The organism is Streptomyces sp. WAC 06738 (assembly GCF_003945505.1).
GTDB lineage: Bacteria > Actinomycetota > Actinomycetes > Streptomycetales > Streptomycetaceae > Streptomyces.
Map to the genome: position 1 here is coordinate 3,936,539 of NZ_CP029618.1, position 16,406 is coordinate 3,952,944.

General features: G+C 71.6%; 9 protein-coding genes. 6 read left to right on the forward strand and 3 right to left on the reverse strand.

Annotation, left to right across the window (positions count from 1 at the left end; translation table 11 throughout):
* Positions 1-75: 75 nt before the first annotated feature.
* Positions 76-1,107, forward strand: a complete 1,032-nt coding sequence (locus DMB38_RS17035; RefSeq protein ID WP_047016786.1) for an alanine racemase — start codon at positions 76-78, stop codon at positions 1,105-1,107.
* Between the two features lie 155 nt (positions 1,108-1,262).
* Here DMB38_RS17035 and DMB38_RS17040 read toward each other — a convergent pair whose 3' ends face one another.
* Both DMB38_RS17040 and DMB38_RS17045 read right to left on the reverse strand, forming a co-directional pair.
* Entirely contained in the window at positions 1,263-2,864 is a 1,602-nt protein-coding gene (locus DMB38_RS17040; protein WP_125935916.1) for a glycosyltransferase 87 family protein, read from the reverse strand.
* A 165-nt stretch (positions 2,865-3,029) separates the two neighbouring features.
* Entirely contained in the window at positions 3,030-5,744 is a 2,715-nt protein-coding gene (locus tag DMB38_RS17045; RefSeq protein ID WP_125935917.1) for a transglycosylase domain-containing protein, read from the reverse strand.
* Positions 5,745-6,142: 398 nt separating this feature from the next.
* Here DMB38_RS17045 and DMB38_RS17050 point away from each other — a divergent pair, with 398 nt between their 5' ends.
* The 3 genes from DMB38_RS17050 to DMB38_RS17060 all read left to right on the forward strand — a co-directional run bounded on the left by DMB38_RS17050 (position 6,143) and on the right by DMB38_RS17060 (position 9,354).
* Positions 6,143-6,805 (forward strand): PadR family transcriptional regulator, encoded by a 663-nt coding sequence (locus DMB38_RS17050; RefSeq protein ID WP_047016789.1) that lies wholly within the window; start codon positions 6,143-6,145, stop codon positions 6,803-6,805.
* A gap of 47 nt (positions 6,806-6,852) precedes the next feature.
* A complete protein-coding gene (locus tag DMB38_RS17055) occupies positions 6,853-7,935 on the forward strand; it encodes an inositol-3-phosphate synthase (protein ID WP_047016790.1) in 1,083 nt (360 codons plus the stop codon).
* An 84-nt stretch (positions 7,936-8,019) separates the two neighbouring features.
* The gene (locus DMB38_RS17060) at positions 8,020-9,354 is read left to right on the forward strand and encodes an MFS transporter (RefSeq protein ID WP_164716027.1); all 1,335 of its coding nucleotides are present in this window, start codon (positions 8,020-8,022) and stop codon (positions 9,352-9,354) included.
* A 61-nt stretch (positions 9,355-9,415) separates the two neighbouring features.
* Here DMB38_RS17060 and DMB38_RS17065 read toward each other — a convergent pair whose 3' ends face one another.
* Positions 9,416-10,876 carry a CCA tRNA nucleotidyltransferase gene (locus DMB38_RS17065; protein WP_125935918.1) on the reverse strand — a complete coding sequence of 487 codons (1,461 nt, stop codon included), beginning with the start codon at positions 10,874-10,876 and terminating at the stop codon, positions 9,416-9,418.
* Positions 10,877-11,108: 232 nt separating this feature from the next.
* Here DMB38_RS17065 and DMB38_RS17070 point away from each other — a divergent pair, with 232 nt between their 5' ends.
* Both DMB38_RS17070 and murJ read left to right on the forward strand, forming a co-directional pair.
* The gene (locus tag DMB38_RS17070) at positions 11,109-13,505 is read left to right on the forward strand and encodes a DUF6049 family protein (protein ID WP_125939093.1); all 2,397 of its coding nucleotides are present in this window, start codon (positions 11,109-11,111) and stop codon (positions 13,503-13,505) included.
* Positions 13,506-14,518: 1,013 nt separating this feature from the next.
* A complete protein-coding gene (murJ, locus tag DMB38_RS17075) occupies positions 14,519-16,315 on the forward strand; it encodes a murein biosynthesis integral membrane protein MurJ (RefSeq protein WP_240662318.1) in 1,797 nt (598 codons plus the stop codon).
* Positions 16,316-16,406 lie beyond the last annotated feature (91 nt).

Below are 16,406 nucleotides of genomic sequence, written 5' to 3' on the forward strand. Positions count from 1 at the left end.
ACTTCACGCGAAGCAGCGGACTTGCGCGCGAAGGAAAGAGCCCCCGACACCGCGAAGGAAGGTACATCGACCGCCATGCCGCTCACCCTCTACGTCGATTCCGCGCGGTGGCGCGCACACCAGCAGCACATCCTGGAGCAGTTCCCCGGACTCGTCCCCGTCTGCAAGGGCAACGGCTACGGCTTCGGCCACGAGCGCCTGGCCGCAGAGGCCGGCCGGCTGGGGGCAAGTCCGCTGGCGGTCGGCACGGTGTACGAGGCGGCGCGGGCGCGCGACTTCGTCAGCGGCGACCTGCTCGTCCTCACCCCCTACCAGCTCACCGAGGAGCCCGTCCCGCTGCCGACGCGGGTAATCCGCACCGTCGCGTCGGTGGACGCGGTGGGGCGGCTGGTCGGGGCCCGGGTCGTCATCGAGGTGATGAGCTCGATGCGGCGGCACGGCGTGACGGAGGAGGAGCTGCCGAAGCTGGCGTCGCTGCTGTCGGACGTGACGCTGGAGGGCTTCGCGATCCACCTGCCGCTGGACCGTACGGACGGCTCCAGCGCGGTGGACGAGGTCATAGCGTGGATGGACCGGCTGCGCGCGGCCCGGCTGCCGCTCCACACGATGTACGTGAGCCATCTGCGGGCGGACGAGTTCGAGCAGTTGCAGCGGCAGTTCCCGCAGACGCGCTTCCGGGCGCGGATCGGCACCCGGCTGTGGCTGGGCGACCACGACGCGACGCACTACCGGGGCACGGTGCTGGACGTCACGCGCGTGGCGAAGGGCGACCGCTTCGGCTACCGGCAGCAGAAGGTGTCGGGCGACGGCCACCTGGTGGTGGTCGCCGGCGGTACGTCGCAGGGCGTCGGCCTGGAGGCGCCGAAGGCGATGCACGGGCTGGCGCCGCGGGCCAAGGGCGTGGCGCGGGCGGGGCTGGCGACGGTGAACCGGAACCTGTCGCCGTTCGTGTGGGAAGGCAAGCAGCGGTGGTTCGCGGAGCCGCCGCACATGCAGGTGTCGATCCTGTACCTGCCGGCGGAGTCGTCGGCGCCGGTGCAGGGGGACGAGATGGTCGCGCATCTGCGGCACACGACGACGCAGCCGGACCGGGTGGTGGAGCGCTAGCGGTTCGCCCGCCGCGTACGGCACGGAGCGTGCCGCGTACGGCGTAGGACGCACGAAGGGCCCGGAGCCGCGGCTCCGGGCCCTCACTCGTGTCCGGAGTGGACCGCCCGCCCCTGACCAACCGCTCAGAATGCCCGGTCGGACGCCGTGCGACGTCACTCGATGGGGGACACCCGGCCCGCCTGCGCGCTACGTTCCACACCCCACCGCACGCGCATCGCCCCCGGCGCTCCGCCCGCTCCCGGGGCGTCCGGCGCACCCGGCCCGCCCCCGAAGCCCGGCCCGCCGTGCACGCCCGCCGCGTGCCGCCCGTGGCCGGCCTCGGCCAGCACCCGCACGTCCCGCGCCCGGTCCAGGACGCCGCCGCCGGGGTCGTCGTCGCCGAGGCGGCGCACGGGATCGCGGTCCGGCATCACGATGTCCCGTACGACCACCGCGCACAGGTACAGCGTGCCCAGCAGATGCGCGGCGATGGCCACGTGGTAGCCGTCCGGGGGCAGGCCCTTGGCGTCCTCGCCGCCGTTGGTGTAGGCGAGGTAGAGCCAGATGCCCATGTAGTACGCGACCTCGCAGCCCTGCCAGATGAGGAAGTCGCGCCAGCGCGGCCGGGCCAGGGCGGCGAGCGGGATGAGCCAGAGCACGTACTGCGGCGAATAGACCTTGTTGGTGACGATGAAGAGCGCCACGATCAGGAACGCGAGCTGCGCGAAGCGCGGGCGGCGCGGCGCGGCGAGCGCGAGGGCGCCGATGCCGAGGCAGCCGAGGACCATCAGGGCGGCGGCGTAGATGTTGGCGTCGTCCAGGGGCTCGCCGGAGCGCTGGGAGATGATCAGCCAGAACGAGCCGAAGTCGACGCCCCGCTCCTGGCTGAAGGTGTAGAACTTCGCCCAGCCGTCCGGCGCCCTGATCATCACGGGCAGGTTGACGATGAGCCAGGCGCCGGCCGCGGCGGCGGTCGCGGTGGCGAACTGCCGTAGCCGCCCGGCGCGCAGGCAGAGCAGCAGCAGGGGCCAGAGCAGCAGCACGGGGTACAGCTTGGCGGCGGTGGCGAGGCCGAGGAGCACGCCGGCGGCGACGGGACGGCTGCGGGACCAGGCGAGCATCGAGGCGGCGGTGAGGGCGACGGCGAGCAGGTCCCAGTTGATCGTCGCGGTGAGCGCGAGCGCGGGGGCGAGGGCGACGAGGAGCGCGTCCCAGGGCCGGCGCCGGTGCGTACGGGCGACGCAGACGGCGACGATCGCGACGCAGATCATCAGCATGCCGGCGTTGACGAGCCAGTAGACCTGCTCGCGGTGCACGAGGTCGTCGCCGCCGGGCGTGAGCCAGGAGGCGACCTCCATGAACAGCCCGGTGAGCACCGGGTACTCGAGGAACTCCATCCCGCCGGACGCCTCCGGCGGGATGCGGTCGAAGTACGGCGTGAGGTCGTCGGCGAAGCCTCGGCCCTGGTAGAGGTGCGGGATGTCGGAGTAGCAGGCGCGGGTGTACTGGGCGTTGGCGCCGGAGAACCAGGCGCCGTCGTAGCACGGGTACTTCTGCACCATGCCGAGCGCGAACATCCCGATCGCCACGAGCGCGATCACCCGCACCGGAGTCCACCAGGAGCCGCCGAGCAGCGCCCGGCGCCCGAGCGGGCCGCCAAGGACCTCGCTGCCGCGGGCGGCGATCTCGTCGTGCCGGGTGGGGGCGACGGGCGGCTCGTCCGGCGCCGGGGCGGCGGCCGGCCGCCGGGCCGGGTCGTGGTCCACGCTCGTCATGGGGCCATCCTGCCGTACGGGGGCGGGGCGCAGGCGGGCGTACGTGCACCGCGCCCGGTGGAACGGGCCGGCCCCGGCCGCGCAGAGGCGACCGGGGCCGGGGCCGGGGCTCCCGCGGGGCCGCTCAGGACACGGCGGCCCGGGGCGGGGGCGGGGCGGCGGACGTCAGGGGATCAGTCCTCCGCCGTCGTCGCCGCCGTTCGATCCGGCGTTGCCGCCGCCGTTGGGCTGGCCGCCGCTGTCCGTCTCCCCGGTCGTCTCACCGGTGGTCGTCTCTCCGTTCGTTTCACCGGTGGTCGTCTCCCCGTTCGTCTCACCGCCGGGATCACCGCCGTTGGTGGCGCCGCCGGACTGGCACTCCAGGTCCCACGGCTCACACGTCTGGCTGGGCGGGGGCGACGTCGAGGGCGGCGGGCTGCTGGTGGGGTCGTCCGGCTCCTCGCTGGGCTCGGTCTCGGTCGGCTCGGGGTCGATCGACGACTGGGTGGGGCTGGGGACGCCGCCGCCGTCGACGATGTCGCCGAGCGGGTCGGGGACCGGGAACTCGATGACCTCCGTGCCCTTGAGGGCTTCCTTCATGTAGTTGGTCCAGATCTCGGTCGGGATCTGGCCACCGTGGATGGAGTCGAAGCCGCCGGTCCCGTTCATCGAGAGGAGTTCCTGCTTCTCGCTCCGCGGGTCGGTGCGGAAGAGGGTGACCGCCGTGGACAACTGCGGGGTGTAGCCGACCCACCACGCGGACTTGTTCTCGTCGGTGGTACCGGTCTTCCCCGCGGCGGGACGGCCCAGGTCCTTGGCGGCGGCGCCGGTGCCCTCGCCCAGCTCGCCGTACTCGCCGTTCACCACCTGCTCGTTGAGGATCTTGGTGACGTTGTCGGCGACGTTGGCGTCCATGCCGCGCTGGGTGGGGTGGTCGTCGTACCCCGGCAGTTCGTCGCCCTTCTTGATCACCTTCGTCACCGAGTACGGCTCGATGTGCTCGCCGGAGGCCGCGAAGGTCGCGTAGGCGCTGGCCATGCGAATGGCGCTGGGGGTGGACGTACCGAGCGAGAACGAGGCGTCCAGATCCTCACGCTTCGGCATGGACTCCTCGAGGATGCCCGCCGACGCGGCGGTCTTCTGGACGTTCGACAGACCGACGTCGACGCCGAGCTGGACGAAGGGGGAGTTGATGGACAGCCCCATCGCCTTCTCCAGCGTCACGTACCCGTAGGGGTAGTCGCTCTCGTTGACCTGTCTGAAGTCCTCACCGTCCGGGCCCGGCATGGGGTCGCCGTTCTGGTCCCGGATGATGATCTTGTTGTTGCCGTTGTACTTGCTCTCGGGCGAGATCGGCTCGCCCTCGCTGCGGTACGTGCCGTTCTCGAAGGCCGACGCGAGGACGAAGGGCTTCCAGGTGGAGCCCACGGGGACGCCGAGGGTGTCGGCGTTGTTGGTGAAGTGGTCCTTGTCGAAGCCCTCGCCGCCGTAGAGGGCGACGATCTTCCCCGACGTCGGATCGACGGAGGCCCCGCCGAACTGGACGTACTTGTCCTTCTCCCGGGTCTTCGGGTCGAGGTACTCCTTGCGGGCATCGTCGACCGCCTTCTCCATCTGCGCGACCTTCTTCTTGTCGAAGGTCGTGTAGATGCGGTAGCCGCCGCGCTCCAGCTCTTCCTTGCCGATGTTGGAGTTCTTCAGGACGTATCTGTTGGCCGTCTCGATGAGATAGCCCTTCTGACCCGTCAGTCCCGCGCTGGGGTTGTACTTCTCGATCTTGGGGAACTTGTCGTACTTGGCCCGCTCGGCCGGCGACATCATCTTCTGGCCGTCCAGCTCGACCTCGGTCTGCCGGTCGAGGATCCACTCCCAGCGCTCCTCGGCGCGCTTGCGGTTGTCCTCCGGCGAGGCGCCCGGGACGGAGCCGCCCTGGGGGTCGTAGAGGTCGGGGCCCTTGAGGACGGCGGCGAGGAAGGCGGACTGGTCGGGCTTGAGGTTCTCGGCGTCGACGCGGAAGTACGCCTGGGCGGCCGCCTGGATGCCGTAGGCGCCGCGGCCGTAGTACGCGGTGTTGAGGTACCCGGCGAGGATCTCGTTCTTGTCGACCTTCGCGCCCACCTTGATGGAGACGAAGAGCTCCTTGACCTTGCGGGAGAGCGTCTGCGACTGGTCGTCGAGCATGGCGTTCTTCACGTACTGCTGCGTGATGGTCGAGCCGCTCTGGGTGGAGCCGCCGCCCGCCATGTTGATGACGGCGCGGGTGATGCCCTTGGGGTCGATGCCCGGGTCGGAGTAGAAGGTGGCGTTCTCCGCGGCGATGACCGCGTTCTGCATCTCCTTCGGGATGTCTTCCAGATCGACGATCTGGCGGTTCCTCTCACCGCCGTACGTCGCCATCTGGGTGCCGTCGGACCAGTAGTAGACGTTGTTCTGGGCCCGGGCGGCGGCCGCGACGTCGGGCACGCTCACCAGCATGTAGCCGAGGAAGAAGAGCCCGACGAGTGCGCCGAACCCGAGCACGCACATCCCCATGACCTGCTTCCAGGAGGGGAGCCAGCGGCGCAGGCCGGTGTGGTTGGAGCGGGGGTAGTCGATGAAGCGCTTCCGCGGCGGCGGCTCGGGGCGGCGCCTGCGGCGCGGGCCGTCGTAGCCGCCGGCGGCGGAGTGGCTGCGGCCGTGCCCGGCGGCCGCTCCGGCCGCCGCGCCCACACCGGCTCCGGCACCCGCACCGTAGGCGGTGTTCCCGTCGGGGGCTCTCCTTCTGCCACCGCCGCCTCCGGCGGCCCGGCGGCCGGCCGAGGCCCTCCCGTCCGCGCCGGGCGTCCCGCGGCGGCCGGAGTGCGCGCCGTGACGGCCTCCTCCGCGGCCGCTGTTCGGCGGCTTGCGACGGTGCTCGCTCATGAAGGGACTACTCCTCGAACAGGTGGCATCGCCTGTGGGCGTTTTCTGTCAGCCGGTCCCCCCGATGCACGACCGGTTCTCTGTCCTCTGGCAACCAGCCGCACTGTACCGAGGACGAAGACGTCCGCATGCGGCTCCCGGTTCCCTTCGGACAGCATGCGGAACAGAGTACGCACCGGCGTTGCCCGCTTTGCGCCGGGTATTACGCGCTTTACCGGACACTTCGGCGCGCCCGGTCAAGCCGATGTGACGCCGTTCACAGAACCCTCACTTGCTGCTGCCCGAGCACCGCCCTATCGTTTAGATGTATCGAGTCGATACATCCGCGCGACACATCGGTGCGACACATCGGCCCGGTATACCAGAGCGGGACATCCGCGGCACGGAAGGAGGCGGCGATGAGCAGGCGCTCAGGCATCCTGGAATTCGCCATCCTCGGTCTGCTCCGCGAGTCCCCCATGCACGGCTACGAGCTGCGGAAGCGGCTCAACAGCTCGCTGGGGGTGTTCCGCGCGTTCAGCTACGGCAGCCTCTATCCCTGTCTGAAGACTCTCGTCGCACAGGGATGGCTGACGGAGGAGACCGCTCCTGCACCCCAGGACGGTCCCGCCGTACCGCTGGCGGGCCGGCGCGCCAAGATCGTCTACCGGCTGACGGCCGAGGGCAAGGAGCACTTCGAGGAACTGCTCGCCCAAACCGGGCCCGAGGCGTGGGAGGACGAGCACTTCGGCGTCCGCTTCGCCTTCTTCGGCCAGACGTCGCGTGACGTACGGGTCCGGGTGCTCGAAGGCCGGCGCAGCCGGCTGGAGGAGCGCCTGGACAAGATGCGGACGTCGCTGGCGCGCACGCGCGAGCGACTCGACGACTACACCCTGGAGCTGCAGCGGCACGGGATGGAGTCCGTCGAGCGCGAGGTGCGCTGGCTGACCGAGCTGATCGAGAGCGAACGGGCGGGGCGCGACGAGCGCCCTTCGGGGAACGCCGGTTCGGCAGAGACGGGCGGCCTGCCCCGTGACCGGGACAGCACCCGGCCGGATCCGTCCGACGACACCGCCATCTGAGGCCCTGCCCTGGCACGGCCTCAACGAAGAACAGGGAGCAACCGTCAATGGGTTCGGTTCGTGTAGCCATCGTCGGCGTGGGCAACTGCGCCGCGTCCCTCGTGCAGGGCGTCGAGTTCTACAAGGACGCCGCCCCGGGCAGCCGGGTGCCCGGGCTGATGCACGTCCAGTTCGGGGACTACCACATCCGTGACGTCGAGTTCGTCGCGGCGTTCGACGTCGACTCCAAGAAGGTCGGCCTCGACCTGGCCGACGCCATCGGGGCGAGCGAGAACAACACCATCAAGATCTGCGACGTGCCCAACAGCGGCGTGACCGTGCAGCGCGGCCACACGCTCGACGGCCTCGGGCGCTACTACCGCGAGACGATCGAGGAGTCCGCCGAGGAGCCCGTCGACGTCGTGCAGGTGCTGCGGGACCGGCAGGTCGACGTGCTGGTCTGCTACCTGCCGGTGGGCTCCGAGGACGCCGCGAAGTTCTACGCGCAGTGCGCCATCGACGCCGGCGTGGGCTTCGTCAACGCGCTGCCGGTGTTCATCGCGGGCACCAAGGAGTGGGCGGACAAGTTCACCGCGGCCGGCGTGCCGATCGTGGGCGACGACATCAAGTCGCAGGTCGGCGCCACCATCACGCACCGCGTCATGGCGAAGCTCTTCGAGGACCGGGGCGTCATCCTGGACCGTACGATGCAGCTCAACGTCGGCGGCAACATGGACTTCAAGAACATGCTGGAGCGTGACCGGCTGGAGTCCAAGAAGATCTCCAAGACCCAGGCCGTCACGTCCCAGATCCCCGACCGCGACCTGGGCGAGCACAACGTGCACATCGGCCCGTCGGACTACGTCGCCTGGCTGGACGACCGCAAGTGGGCGTACGTGCGACTGGAGGGCCGCGCCTTCGGCGAGGTGCCGCTCAACCTGGAGTACAAGCTGGAGGTCTGGGACTCCCCGAACTCCGCGGGCATCATCATCGACGCGCTGCGCGCCGCGAAGATCGCCAAGGACCGCGGCATCGGCGGCCCGGTGCTCTCCGCGTCCTCGTACTTCATGAAGTCCCCGCCCGTGCAGTACTTCGACGACGAGGCGCGGGAGAACGTGGAGAAGTTCATCCGCGGCGAAGTCGAGCGCTGAGCGCCACTCCACCGCCGACGACTCGCCGTCTTCAGGGGCCCCGGGCTGCAGCCCGGGGCCCCTGGGCATGTGATGCTGAACGCCATGCCCGTTGTCCGCGACCTCCGCAGCCTGCTGCGGCTGCACGGCTTCCGCCGGCTGCTGGCCGTACGGCTGCTCTCCCAGGGCGCCGACGGCGTCTACCAGGTGGCGCTCGCCGCGTACGTGGTCTTCTCCCCCGAGCGGCAGACCTCGCCGGCCGCCATCGCCTCCGCTATGGCGGTGCTCCTGCTGCCGTACTCGCTCGTCGGCCCCTTCGCGGGCGTGCTGCTGGACCGCTGGCGGCGCCGGCAGGTGCTGCTCTACGGGAACCTGCTGCGCGCCGTCTTCGCCGCGGGCACGGCGGCGCTGCTGCTGGCCGGGGTGCCGGACTGGCTGTTCTATCTGTCCGCGCTCTCCGTCACCGCCGTCAACCGCTTCGTGCTCTCCGGGCTCTCCGCCGCGCTGCCGCGCGTGGTGGACACCGAGGAGCAGCTCGTGGTCGGCAACTCCCTGTCGCCGACCGCGGGCACCCTGGCCGCCACGGCCGGCGGTGGCGTCGCCTTCCTCGTCGGGCTGGCCGGGCCCAAAGGGGGCACGGCGGACGCGCTGACGGTGCTGGTCGGCTCGGGGCTGTATCTCTGCGCGGCGATGGCGTCGCTGCGGATGGCGCCGGGGGCGCTGGGGCCGGACCCGGAGCTGGTGCTGCCGCGGATAAGGGCGGCGGTCGCCAGCACCGCGCGCGGGCTCGTCGCGGGGGTACGGCATCTGCGTGAGCGGCGCGAGGCGGCACAGGCGCTGTCCGCCATGGCCCTGATGCGCTTCTGCTTCGGTGCGCTGACCGTGATGCTGCTGATGCTCTGCCGCTACGCCTGGTCCGACGGCGAGGACGACGGCATGGCGCTGCTCGGTGTGGCCGTCGGGCTGTCGGGGCTGGGGTTCTTCGTCGCTGCGGTGGTGACGCCGTCGCTGGTGACCCGGCTGGGCCGGTCCGGCTGGATGACGCTCTGCGCGGCGCTGGCGGCGGTGCTGACGCCGGTGCTGGCGCTCTCCTTCGCGCCGGGGCCGATGCTGGTCGCGGCGTTCGTCCTCGGCGTGACCACGCAGGGCGTCAAGATCACGACGGACACGGTGGTGCAGTCGTCGGTGGACGACGCGTACCGCGGCCGGGTCTTCTCCCTCTACGACATGCTCTTCAACGTCGCGTTCGTGGGCGCTGCGGCCGCCGCTTCGGCGCTGCTGCCCGCGGACGGGCGCTCGGCGCTGCTGGTGGCGGGAGTCTCGGTGATCTTCGCGGTCATCGCCTTGTCGATGTTTCACGTGAAACACGCGCCCGTGGAACAGGAGCACCCGCCGGTCCTGGAGGGCGGCGCCGAGCCCCATGTTTCACGTGAAACGTGAGGCCCGCGCCCGGGGAGCCGCCGCCGTCCTGGTACGTCGCCGGCCTACGGGCCCGTAGGCCCTACGCCGGCGGGTTCTGCTCCGCCCACCACGCGCGCAGTGCCTCGACCGCCGCCTCATGGCCCATCGGCCCGTGCTCCAGCCGCAGCTCCAGCATGTGGCGGTACGCGCCGCCGACCGCCGGCCCGGGGCCGATGCCGAGGATCTTCATGATCTCGTTGCCGTCGAGGTCGGGACGGATCGCGTCCAGCTCCTCCTGCGCCTGCAGCCGGGCGATGCGCTCCTCCAGCCCGTCGTACGCCCGCTGCAGGGCCAGCGCCTTGCGCTTGTTGCGGGTGGTGCAGTCGGAGCGGGTCAGCTTGTGCAGCCGCTCCAGCAGCGGCCCGGCATCGCGCACATAGCGGCGCACGGCGGAGTCGGTCCACTCACCGGTGCCGTAGCCGTGGAAGCGCAGGTGCAGCTCGACCAGGCGGGAGACGTCCTTGATCTGGTCGTTGGGGTACTTCAGCTTCGTCATCCGGGCCTTGGTCATCTTGGCGCCCACCACCTCATGGTGGTGGAACGAGACCCGGCCGTCCTTCTCGAAGCGGCGCGTGCGCGGCTTGCCGATGTCGTGGAGGAGCGCCGCGAGCCGCAGCACCAGGTCGGGCCCGTTCTCCTCCAGCGCGATGGCCTGCTCCAGCACGATCAGGGAGTGCTCGTAGACGTCCTTGTGCCGGTGGTGCTCGTCGCGCTCCAGCCGCAGCGCGGGCAGCTCGGGCAGCACGTGCCCGGCCAGCCCGGTGTCCACGAGGAGGTGCAGACCCAGGCGCGGGCGGGGGGCCAGGAGGAGCTTGTTCAGCTCGTCCCTCACCCGCTCGGCGGACACGATCTCGATGCGCGCGGCCATGTCCGTCATCGCCGCGACGACCTCCGGCGCCACCTCGAAGCCCAACTGGGCCGCGAACCGGGCGGCCCGCATCATCCGCAGCGGGTCGTCGCCGAAGGACTCCTCCGGGGTGCCGGGGGTGCGGAGCACGCGGGCCGCCAGGTCGTCCAGCCCGCCGTGCGGGTCGACGAACTCCTTCTCCGGCAGCGCCACGGCCATCGCGTTCACCGTGAAGTCGCGGCGGACGAGGTCCTCCTCGATGGAGTCGCCGTACGACACCTCGGGCTTGCGGGACGTCCGGTCGTACGCCTCGGAGCGGTACGTCGTGATCTCGATCTGCAGCTCGCCCTTGCGGCAGCCGACGGTGCCGAACGCGATGCCCACCTCCCACACCGCGTCGGCCCAGGGGCGGACGATGTCGAGCACCTGCTCGGGGCGGGCGTCGGTGGTGAAGTCGAGATCGTTGCCGAGCCGGCCGAGCAGCGCGTCCCGGACGGAGCCGCCCACGAGCGCCAGCCGGGCGCCGGCATCCTGGAAGCGGTGCGCCAGGTCGTCGGCGACGGGGGAGACGCGCAGCAGCTCGCTGACGGCGCTGCGCTGGGCACGGCTGAGCGTGGCCTGCTGGGTTCGGTGGTCTTCGCGGGCATTCGGCACAACAGAACAGGGTACGGCCCGTGCGCCGCCGGACCGCAACTGGCCACCCTCCGCGGCCTCTCCGTACGGCCCGGGTGCCGATCAGGCGGCGGAGCGCCCGGAGGTTGACGCGGTCCCCGCCACCCGGCGTCCCGTACCTCGTTACCATCGGGGTCCAAGGCAGGCGGCACAAGGCCGCGGGCCGGGCACGAGGACTATGAGGACGGGCGAGCGCGTGGCCGAGCTGGCACATTTGACCGGGTCCCCGGGCGGCTCTCCCGCCCGTCCCCCGGCCCACCGGCGGCTGCTGACCGCCCTGCTGCTCGTGGCGCTGCTGCTGCCGGCCGCACTGGTGCAGGTTCCGACGGCGGGCACGGCCCACGCGCAGCCGTCCGGCTCCCGCTCGGTGAACGTGTCCGTGGACTATCTGAACCCCTCCGTTCCCTCCGGGGGCGACGATCTGACGGTCTCCGGCAAGGTCACCAACAAGACCGACGCCAAGATCACCGACCCGCATGTCTCCCTGCGCCTCAGCGGCCCGCTGACGAGCCGCAGCGAGGTCACCCAGGCCACCGAGCGCACTGGCTGGCTCTCGGACTACGACGGGGCGGAGATCGACGGCCCCGGGACCGAGGAGCTGAAGACCCTGGCTCCCGGGATGAGCCGCGACTTCAGCATCACGATCCCCGTGAACCGGCTGCCGCTGGACGCGCCCGGCGTCTACCAGCTCGCGGTCTCCCTCAGCGGCACCTCCGCCGACGCCGGTTACGAGCAGGTGCTCGGGATCGAGCACACCTTCCTCCCCTGGCAGCCCGACGACCTGTCGACCAAGACCCGGCTCACCTTCGTGTGGCCCGTCATCGCCACCCCCCAGCTCACCGCGCGCACCGAGCCGGACGAGCAGCAGACGCAGACGCCGGTGCTCGCCAGCGACCGGCTGCTGGAGCAGATGGAGCCCGGCGGCCGGCTGCAGCAGATGGTCGCGCTCGGCGAGGAGCTGCCCGTGACGTGGGTCATCGACCCGGACCTGCTGGCCACGGCGTCCGCGATGACGGAGGCGTACAACGTGGTGGACGAGGACGGCGAGACCGTCCCCGGCAAGGGCCAGGACACCGCCCGGCAGTGGCTGGCCGACCTGCGGAACGCCGTGAAGGGCCGCGAGGTCGTCGCGCTCCCCTTCGGCGACCCCGACCTGGCCGCCATCGCCCACCGCGGCCGCAAGGTCTCCGGCACCCTCGACCAGCTCGGTGACGCCACCACTCTGGCCCGTACGACCGTGGAGTCCGAGCTCCACCTGGAGCCGGAGACCGACCTCGCCTGGCCGGCGGAGGGCGCGATCGACAAGCGCATCGTCGGCGTCGCGGGCGCGGCCGGGGCGCAGTGGATCCTCGCCCGCAGCGACAGCATGACCGAGAGCGGCCTGTCGTACACGCCGACCGCGGCCCGCCCCATCGGCGGCGGCCGGAAGGCGCTGGTGGCCGACGCACAGCTCTCCCGAGCCTTCGAGGGGGACATGAGCCGGGCGGAGACCTACTCCCTGGCCATCCAGGAGTACCTGGCCCAGACCCTCGTGACGACGCTGCAGCAGCCCAATCTGCAGCGCAGCATCGTGGTCGCGCCGCAGCGCACCCCCACGCTCGGCCAGGTACAGGCGATGGCCGAGGCACTCGGCGGCCTCGACACCAGCACGTGGATGACGCCGCTGAACCTCAGCAGCGCCGCGGTGGAGCCGGCGGACCCGGGCGCCAACCGGACGGTGCCGAGCACCGGGGCGTATCCGAAGAAGCTGCGGAAGCAGGAGATCCCGCGCGCGGCCTTCGAGCGGATCCTCGACACCCGGCAGCATCTCGACAACTTCTCCGTCATCCTCGACAACAGCCTCCGGGTCACCGTTCCCTTCGGCAACGCGCTGCTCCGGGAGATGTCCACGCAGTGGCGCGGGCGGAAGACGGAGGCGGAGGCGTTCCGGCGGGAGGTGCAGGGCTACCTGGAGGACCTCACCTCGCAGGTGCAGCTCATCGACAAGTCGGACCTCACGCTCTCCGGCAACAGCGGCACGATCCCGGTGACGGTGCAGAACAACCTCCTGCAGAACGTCCGCGGGCTGGAGCTGCGGCTGACGTCGGACGTGCCCAGCCGGCTGCGGATCGAGGAGGAGCGGCAGTCCATCGAGGTGGCGGGCGGCCACAGCACCTCGGTGAAGTTCGAGGCGTCCGCGCGGGCCAGCGGCCCGGTGACCATCACCGCCCAGCTCTACACCGCCGACGGCAAGCCCTTCGGCGCGAAGAAGACCTTCCAGGTGGAGGTGACGTCCATCACCTCCACGGTGCTGCTCGTCATCGGCGCCGGGATCCTCCTGCTCGTCCTCGCCGGGGTACGCATGTACTCGCAGCGCAAGCGCGCCGCCCGGACCGCGGAGACGGGCGAAGAGGCGGACGGGAACGGGGACGAGGACGGAAACGGGGACGGGGACGGCGGCACCGGCGGTGCCGGGAGCCCGGAGGACTCGGCGGATCCCGGTAGCGACGGCGATACCGGGGAAGCCGACAAGGAGACACACGGAACGCACCTCACCGGGAGCGACCGCGCCGACGACACCGACACGGAAAGCGGTGCCCGGTCGGGTGCCAGTGAGAGAGTGGAGCGGTGAGAACGACCAGGCCGTTTCCAGGCCGGCCATGACCCTTGTGGGGTGTCGATGAACGCGCCGTACGACGGTGACCGCAGTCAGGGCACCGGCGATCCCGCGAACCTTCCGCCCGCCGGGTCGCCTCAGCCTGCCCACCAGCAGTCCCCGGCCGATCAGCAGAACGCCGATCCGTACGCGCCCGACCCCTACGCGCAGCAGCCCGTCCAGGACCCGTACGCGCAGTACCCGCAGGAGCACTACGCCCCGCCGGCCGCCGACCCGTACGGCCAGGGGGGTCCGGGCCACTACGGACACCCCGCCGCTGCCGACCCGTACGCCCAGCACCCGCCCCAGGCCCACCCGGGGGCGCAGGACCCGTACGCACAGCCCGGCCAGCACGGCGGGCAGCCCCACTACGGGCAGCCGCAGCCGCCGCAGCACGGTGGTCCCCCGCAGCAGGCCCACCCCGATCAGTACGGCCGGCCCGCGCCCCCGCGCACCAGGGGCAGCAGCCCGGCGGCGCGCCCGACCCGTACGGCAGGCAGGGCCAGGACCCCTACGGCCGGCCCGCCGACCCGTACCCCCAGCCTTCCGCCCAGGCGCCGCACGACCCCCGCTCCCCGTACCAGCAGAGCGACCCCCGGGCCCCGCACTACCCGCAGCAGCCGCACCACCCCCAGGGCGGGCAGCCGCAGCACCCGCACGCCGACCCCCGGGACCCGTACGCCCAGGCCGCCGCCCAGGCCGCGCCCGGCCCGTCAGCGCCCTACTCCCACGACCCGTACCTCCAGGACGCCTACGCGCCCGACCCGTACCAGCAGCGCGCCGACCCCCTCGGCGACGCGTTCTACGACCACGCCGCCCACCCCCCGCCGCCCGCGGGCAGCCAGCCCGCCGCCCAGCCGCCGTACCAGCAGCCGCCCCCGCCGCACTACCGCACGGACCCCCGCCAGTGGGCCGACCCGCCCGCGCCCGAGCCCGACGGGCCCACCCGGCACCTGCGCTACGGCGACGAGACCACCCAGTTCGTCGGCATGGACGACCTCGTCACCGGGGCGGGCCGGCCGGCACAGCCGGAGCCGGACGCCTTCGCCCACCTCTTCCGCGACCAGCGCGCCCCGCAGCCGCCGCCGGGCCTCCAGCCGCAGCCCGCGGCGGCGCCCGCGCCCGTACCGCCGCAGCGCCGCGGCGGCCGCGTCGCGAGCCTGGCGCGCTCCAGCGCCGTCATGGCCGCCGGCACCCTCGTCTCGCGCATCACGGGCTTCCTGCGCACGCTGGTGATCTCCGCGGCCCTGGGCGTCGCGGTCCTCGGCGACACCTACACCGTCGCGTACACGCTGCCGACGATGATCTACATCCTCACCATCGGCGGCGGCCTCAACTCCGTCTTCGTCCCGCAGCTCGTGCGCGCGATGAAGAACGACCCCGACGGCGGCATCGCCTACGCGAACCGGCTGCTGACCCTCGTCTCGGTGATCCTCGGCGGGATGGTCCTCATCGCGGTCTTCGCCGCCCCGCTGCTCATCCGCGCGATGTCGGTGAAGATCGCCGACAACCCGCACTCCAACGAGGTCGCGATCACCTTCGCGCAGTACTGCCTGCCCACCATCTTCTTCATGGGCATCCACGTGGTGATGGGGCAGATCCTCAACGCACGCGGCAGCTTCGGCCCGATGATGTGGACGCCGGTCCTCAACAACATCGTCATCATCGCCACCTTCGGCCTCTTCCTCTGGGTCTACGGCACCTCCGACTCCTCGGCGATGGACGAGACCACCATCCCGGCGGAGGGCGTGCGGCTCCTCGGCGTCGGCACGCTCCTGGGCCTCGTGGTGCAGTCGCTGGCAATGATCCCGTACCTGCGGCAGACGGGCTTCAGGATCCGGCCGCGCTTCGACTGGAAGGGCCACGGCCTCGGCAAGGCGGCCAAGCTCGCCAAGTGGACGTTCCTCTTCGTCCTCGCCAACCAGGCCGGCATGCTCGTCGTCACGCAGCTCGCCACCTGGGCCGGCGAGTCCGCCGCCGAGGTGGGCCACAAGGGCACCGGCATCATGGCCTTCCAGAACGCGCTGCTGATCTGGCAGATGCCGCAGGCGATCATCACGGTGTCGGTGATGGCCGCGATGCTGCCGCGCATCTCCCGGGCCGCCTCCGACGGCGACCCCCACGCGGTGCGCGACGACATCTCGCACGGCCTGCGCACCTCGGCCGTCGCCATCGTGCCGATCGCCTTCGCGCTCGTCGCGCTCGGCATCCCGATGTGCACCCTGCTCTTCGCCGCGGTCGGCAGCGACGCCGCCACCTCGATCGGGTACGTCCTGATGGCCTTCGGCCTCGGGCTGATCCCCTTCTCCGTGCAGTACGTCGTCCTGCGCGGCTTCTACGCCTACGAGGACACCCGCACGCCCTTCTACAACACCCTGATCGTCGCCGCGGTCTTCGCGACCGGCTCGGCGATCTCCTTCCTCCTCCTCCCCGACCGGCACGCGGTCATCGGCATGGCCGCCTGCTACGGCGTCGCCTACATGGTCGGCGTCGGCGTCGCCTGGCGGCGGCTGAAGCAGCGGATGGGGACCAACGACCTGGACGGCGCCCACGTCGTCCGCACGTACGCCCGCCTCATCGGCGCCAGCATCCCGGCGGCGCTCGCCGGCGGCGCGGCCGCGTGGGCCGTGACGGACAAGCTCGGCGACGGCGTCACGGGGTCCCTCGCGGCGCTCCTCGTCGGCTCGCTCGTCCTCGGCGCGATCTTCTACGTGGCCGCCCGGCGGATGCGGATCCAGGAGCTGAACGCGATGATGGGGATGGTCCGCGGCCGCCTCGGCCGGTAACCGGGGGCACAACCTTCCGTCATCGCCGTGTGTCGTGGATGACGTGAGGCTGTGGGCACAATTGTCATGGCGCGGCTGTACGACACGAGAG

Bases quoted from the DNA above. Each gene is read 5' to 3' on its own strand.
- DMB38_RS17035 (WP_047016786.1), top strand. From the start codon at position 76: ATGCCGCTCACCCTCTACGTCGATTCCGCGCGGTGGCGCGCACACCAG.
- DMB38_RS17040 (WP_125935916.1), bottom strand. From the start codon at position 2,864: ATGACGAGCGTGGACCACGACCCGGCCCGGCGGCCGGCCGCCGCCCCG.
- DMB38_RS17045 (WP_125935917.1), bottom strand. From the start codon at position 5,744: ATGAGCGAGCACCGTCGCAAGCCGCCGAACAGCGGCCGCGGAGGAGGC.
- DMB38_RS17050 (WP_047016789.1), top strand. From the start codon at position 6,143: ATGAGCAGGCGCTCAGGCATCCTGGAATTCGCCATCCTCGGTCTGCTC.
- DMB38_RS17055 (WP_047016790.1), top strand. From the start codon at position 6,853: ATGGGTTCGGTTCGTGTAGCCATCGTCGGCGTGGGCAACTGCGCCGCG.
- DMB38_RS17060 (WP_164716027.1), top strand. From the start codon at position 8,020: ATGCCCGTTGTCCGCGACCTCCGCAGCCTGCTGCGGCTGCACGGCTTC.
- murJ (WP_240662318.1), top strand. From the start codon at position 14,519: ATGGACGACCTCGTCACCGGGGCGGGCCGGCCGGCACAGCCGGAGCCG.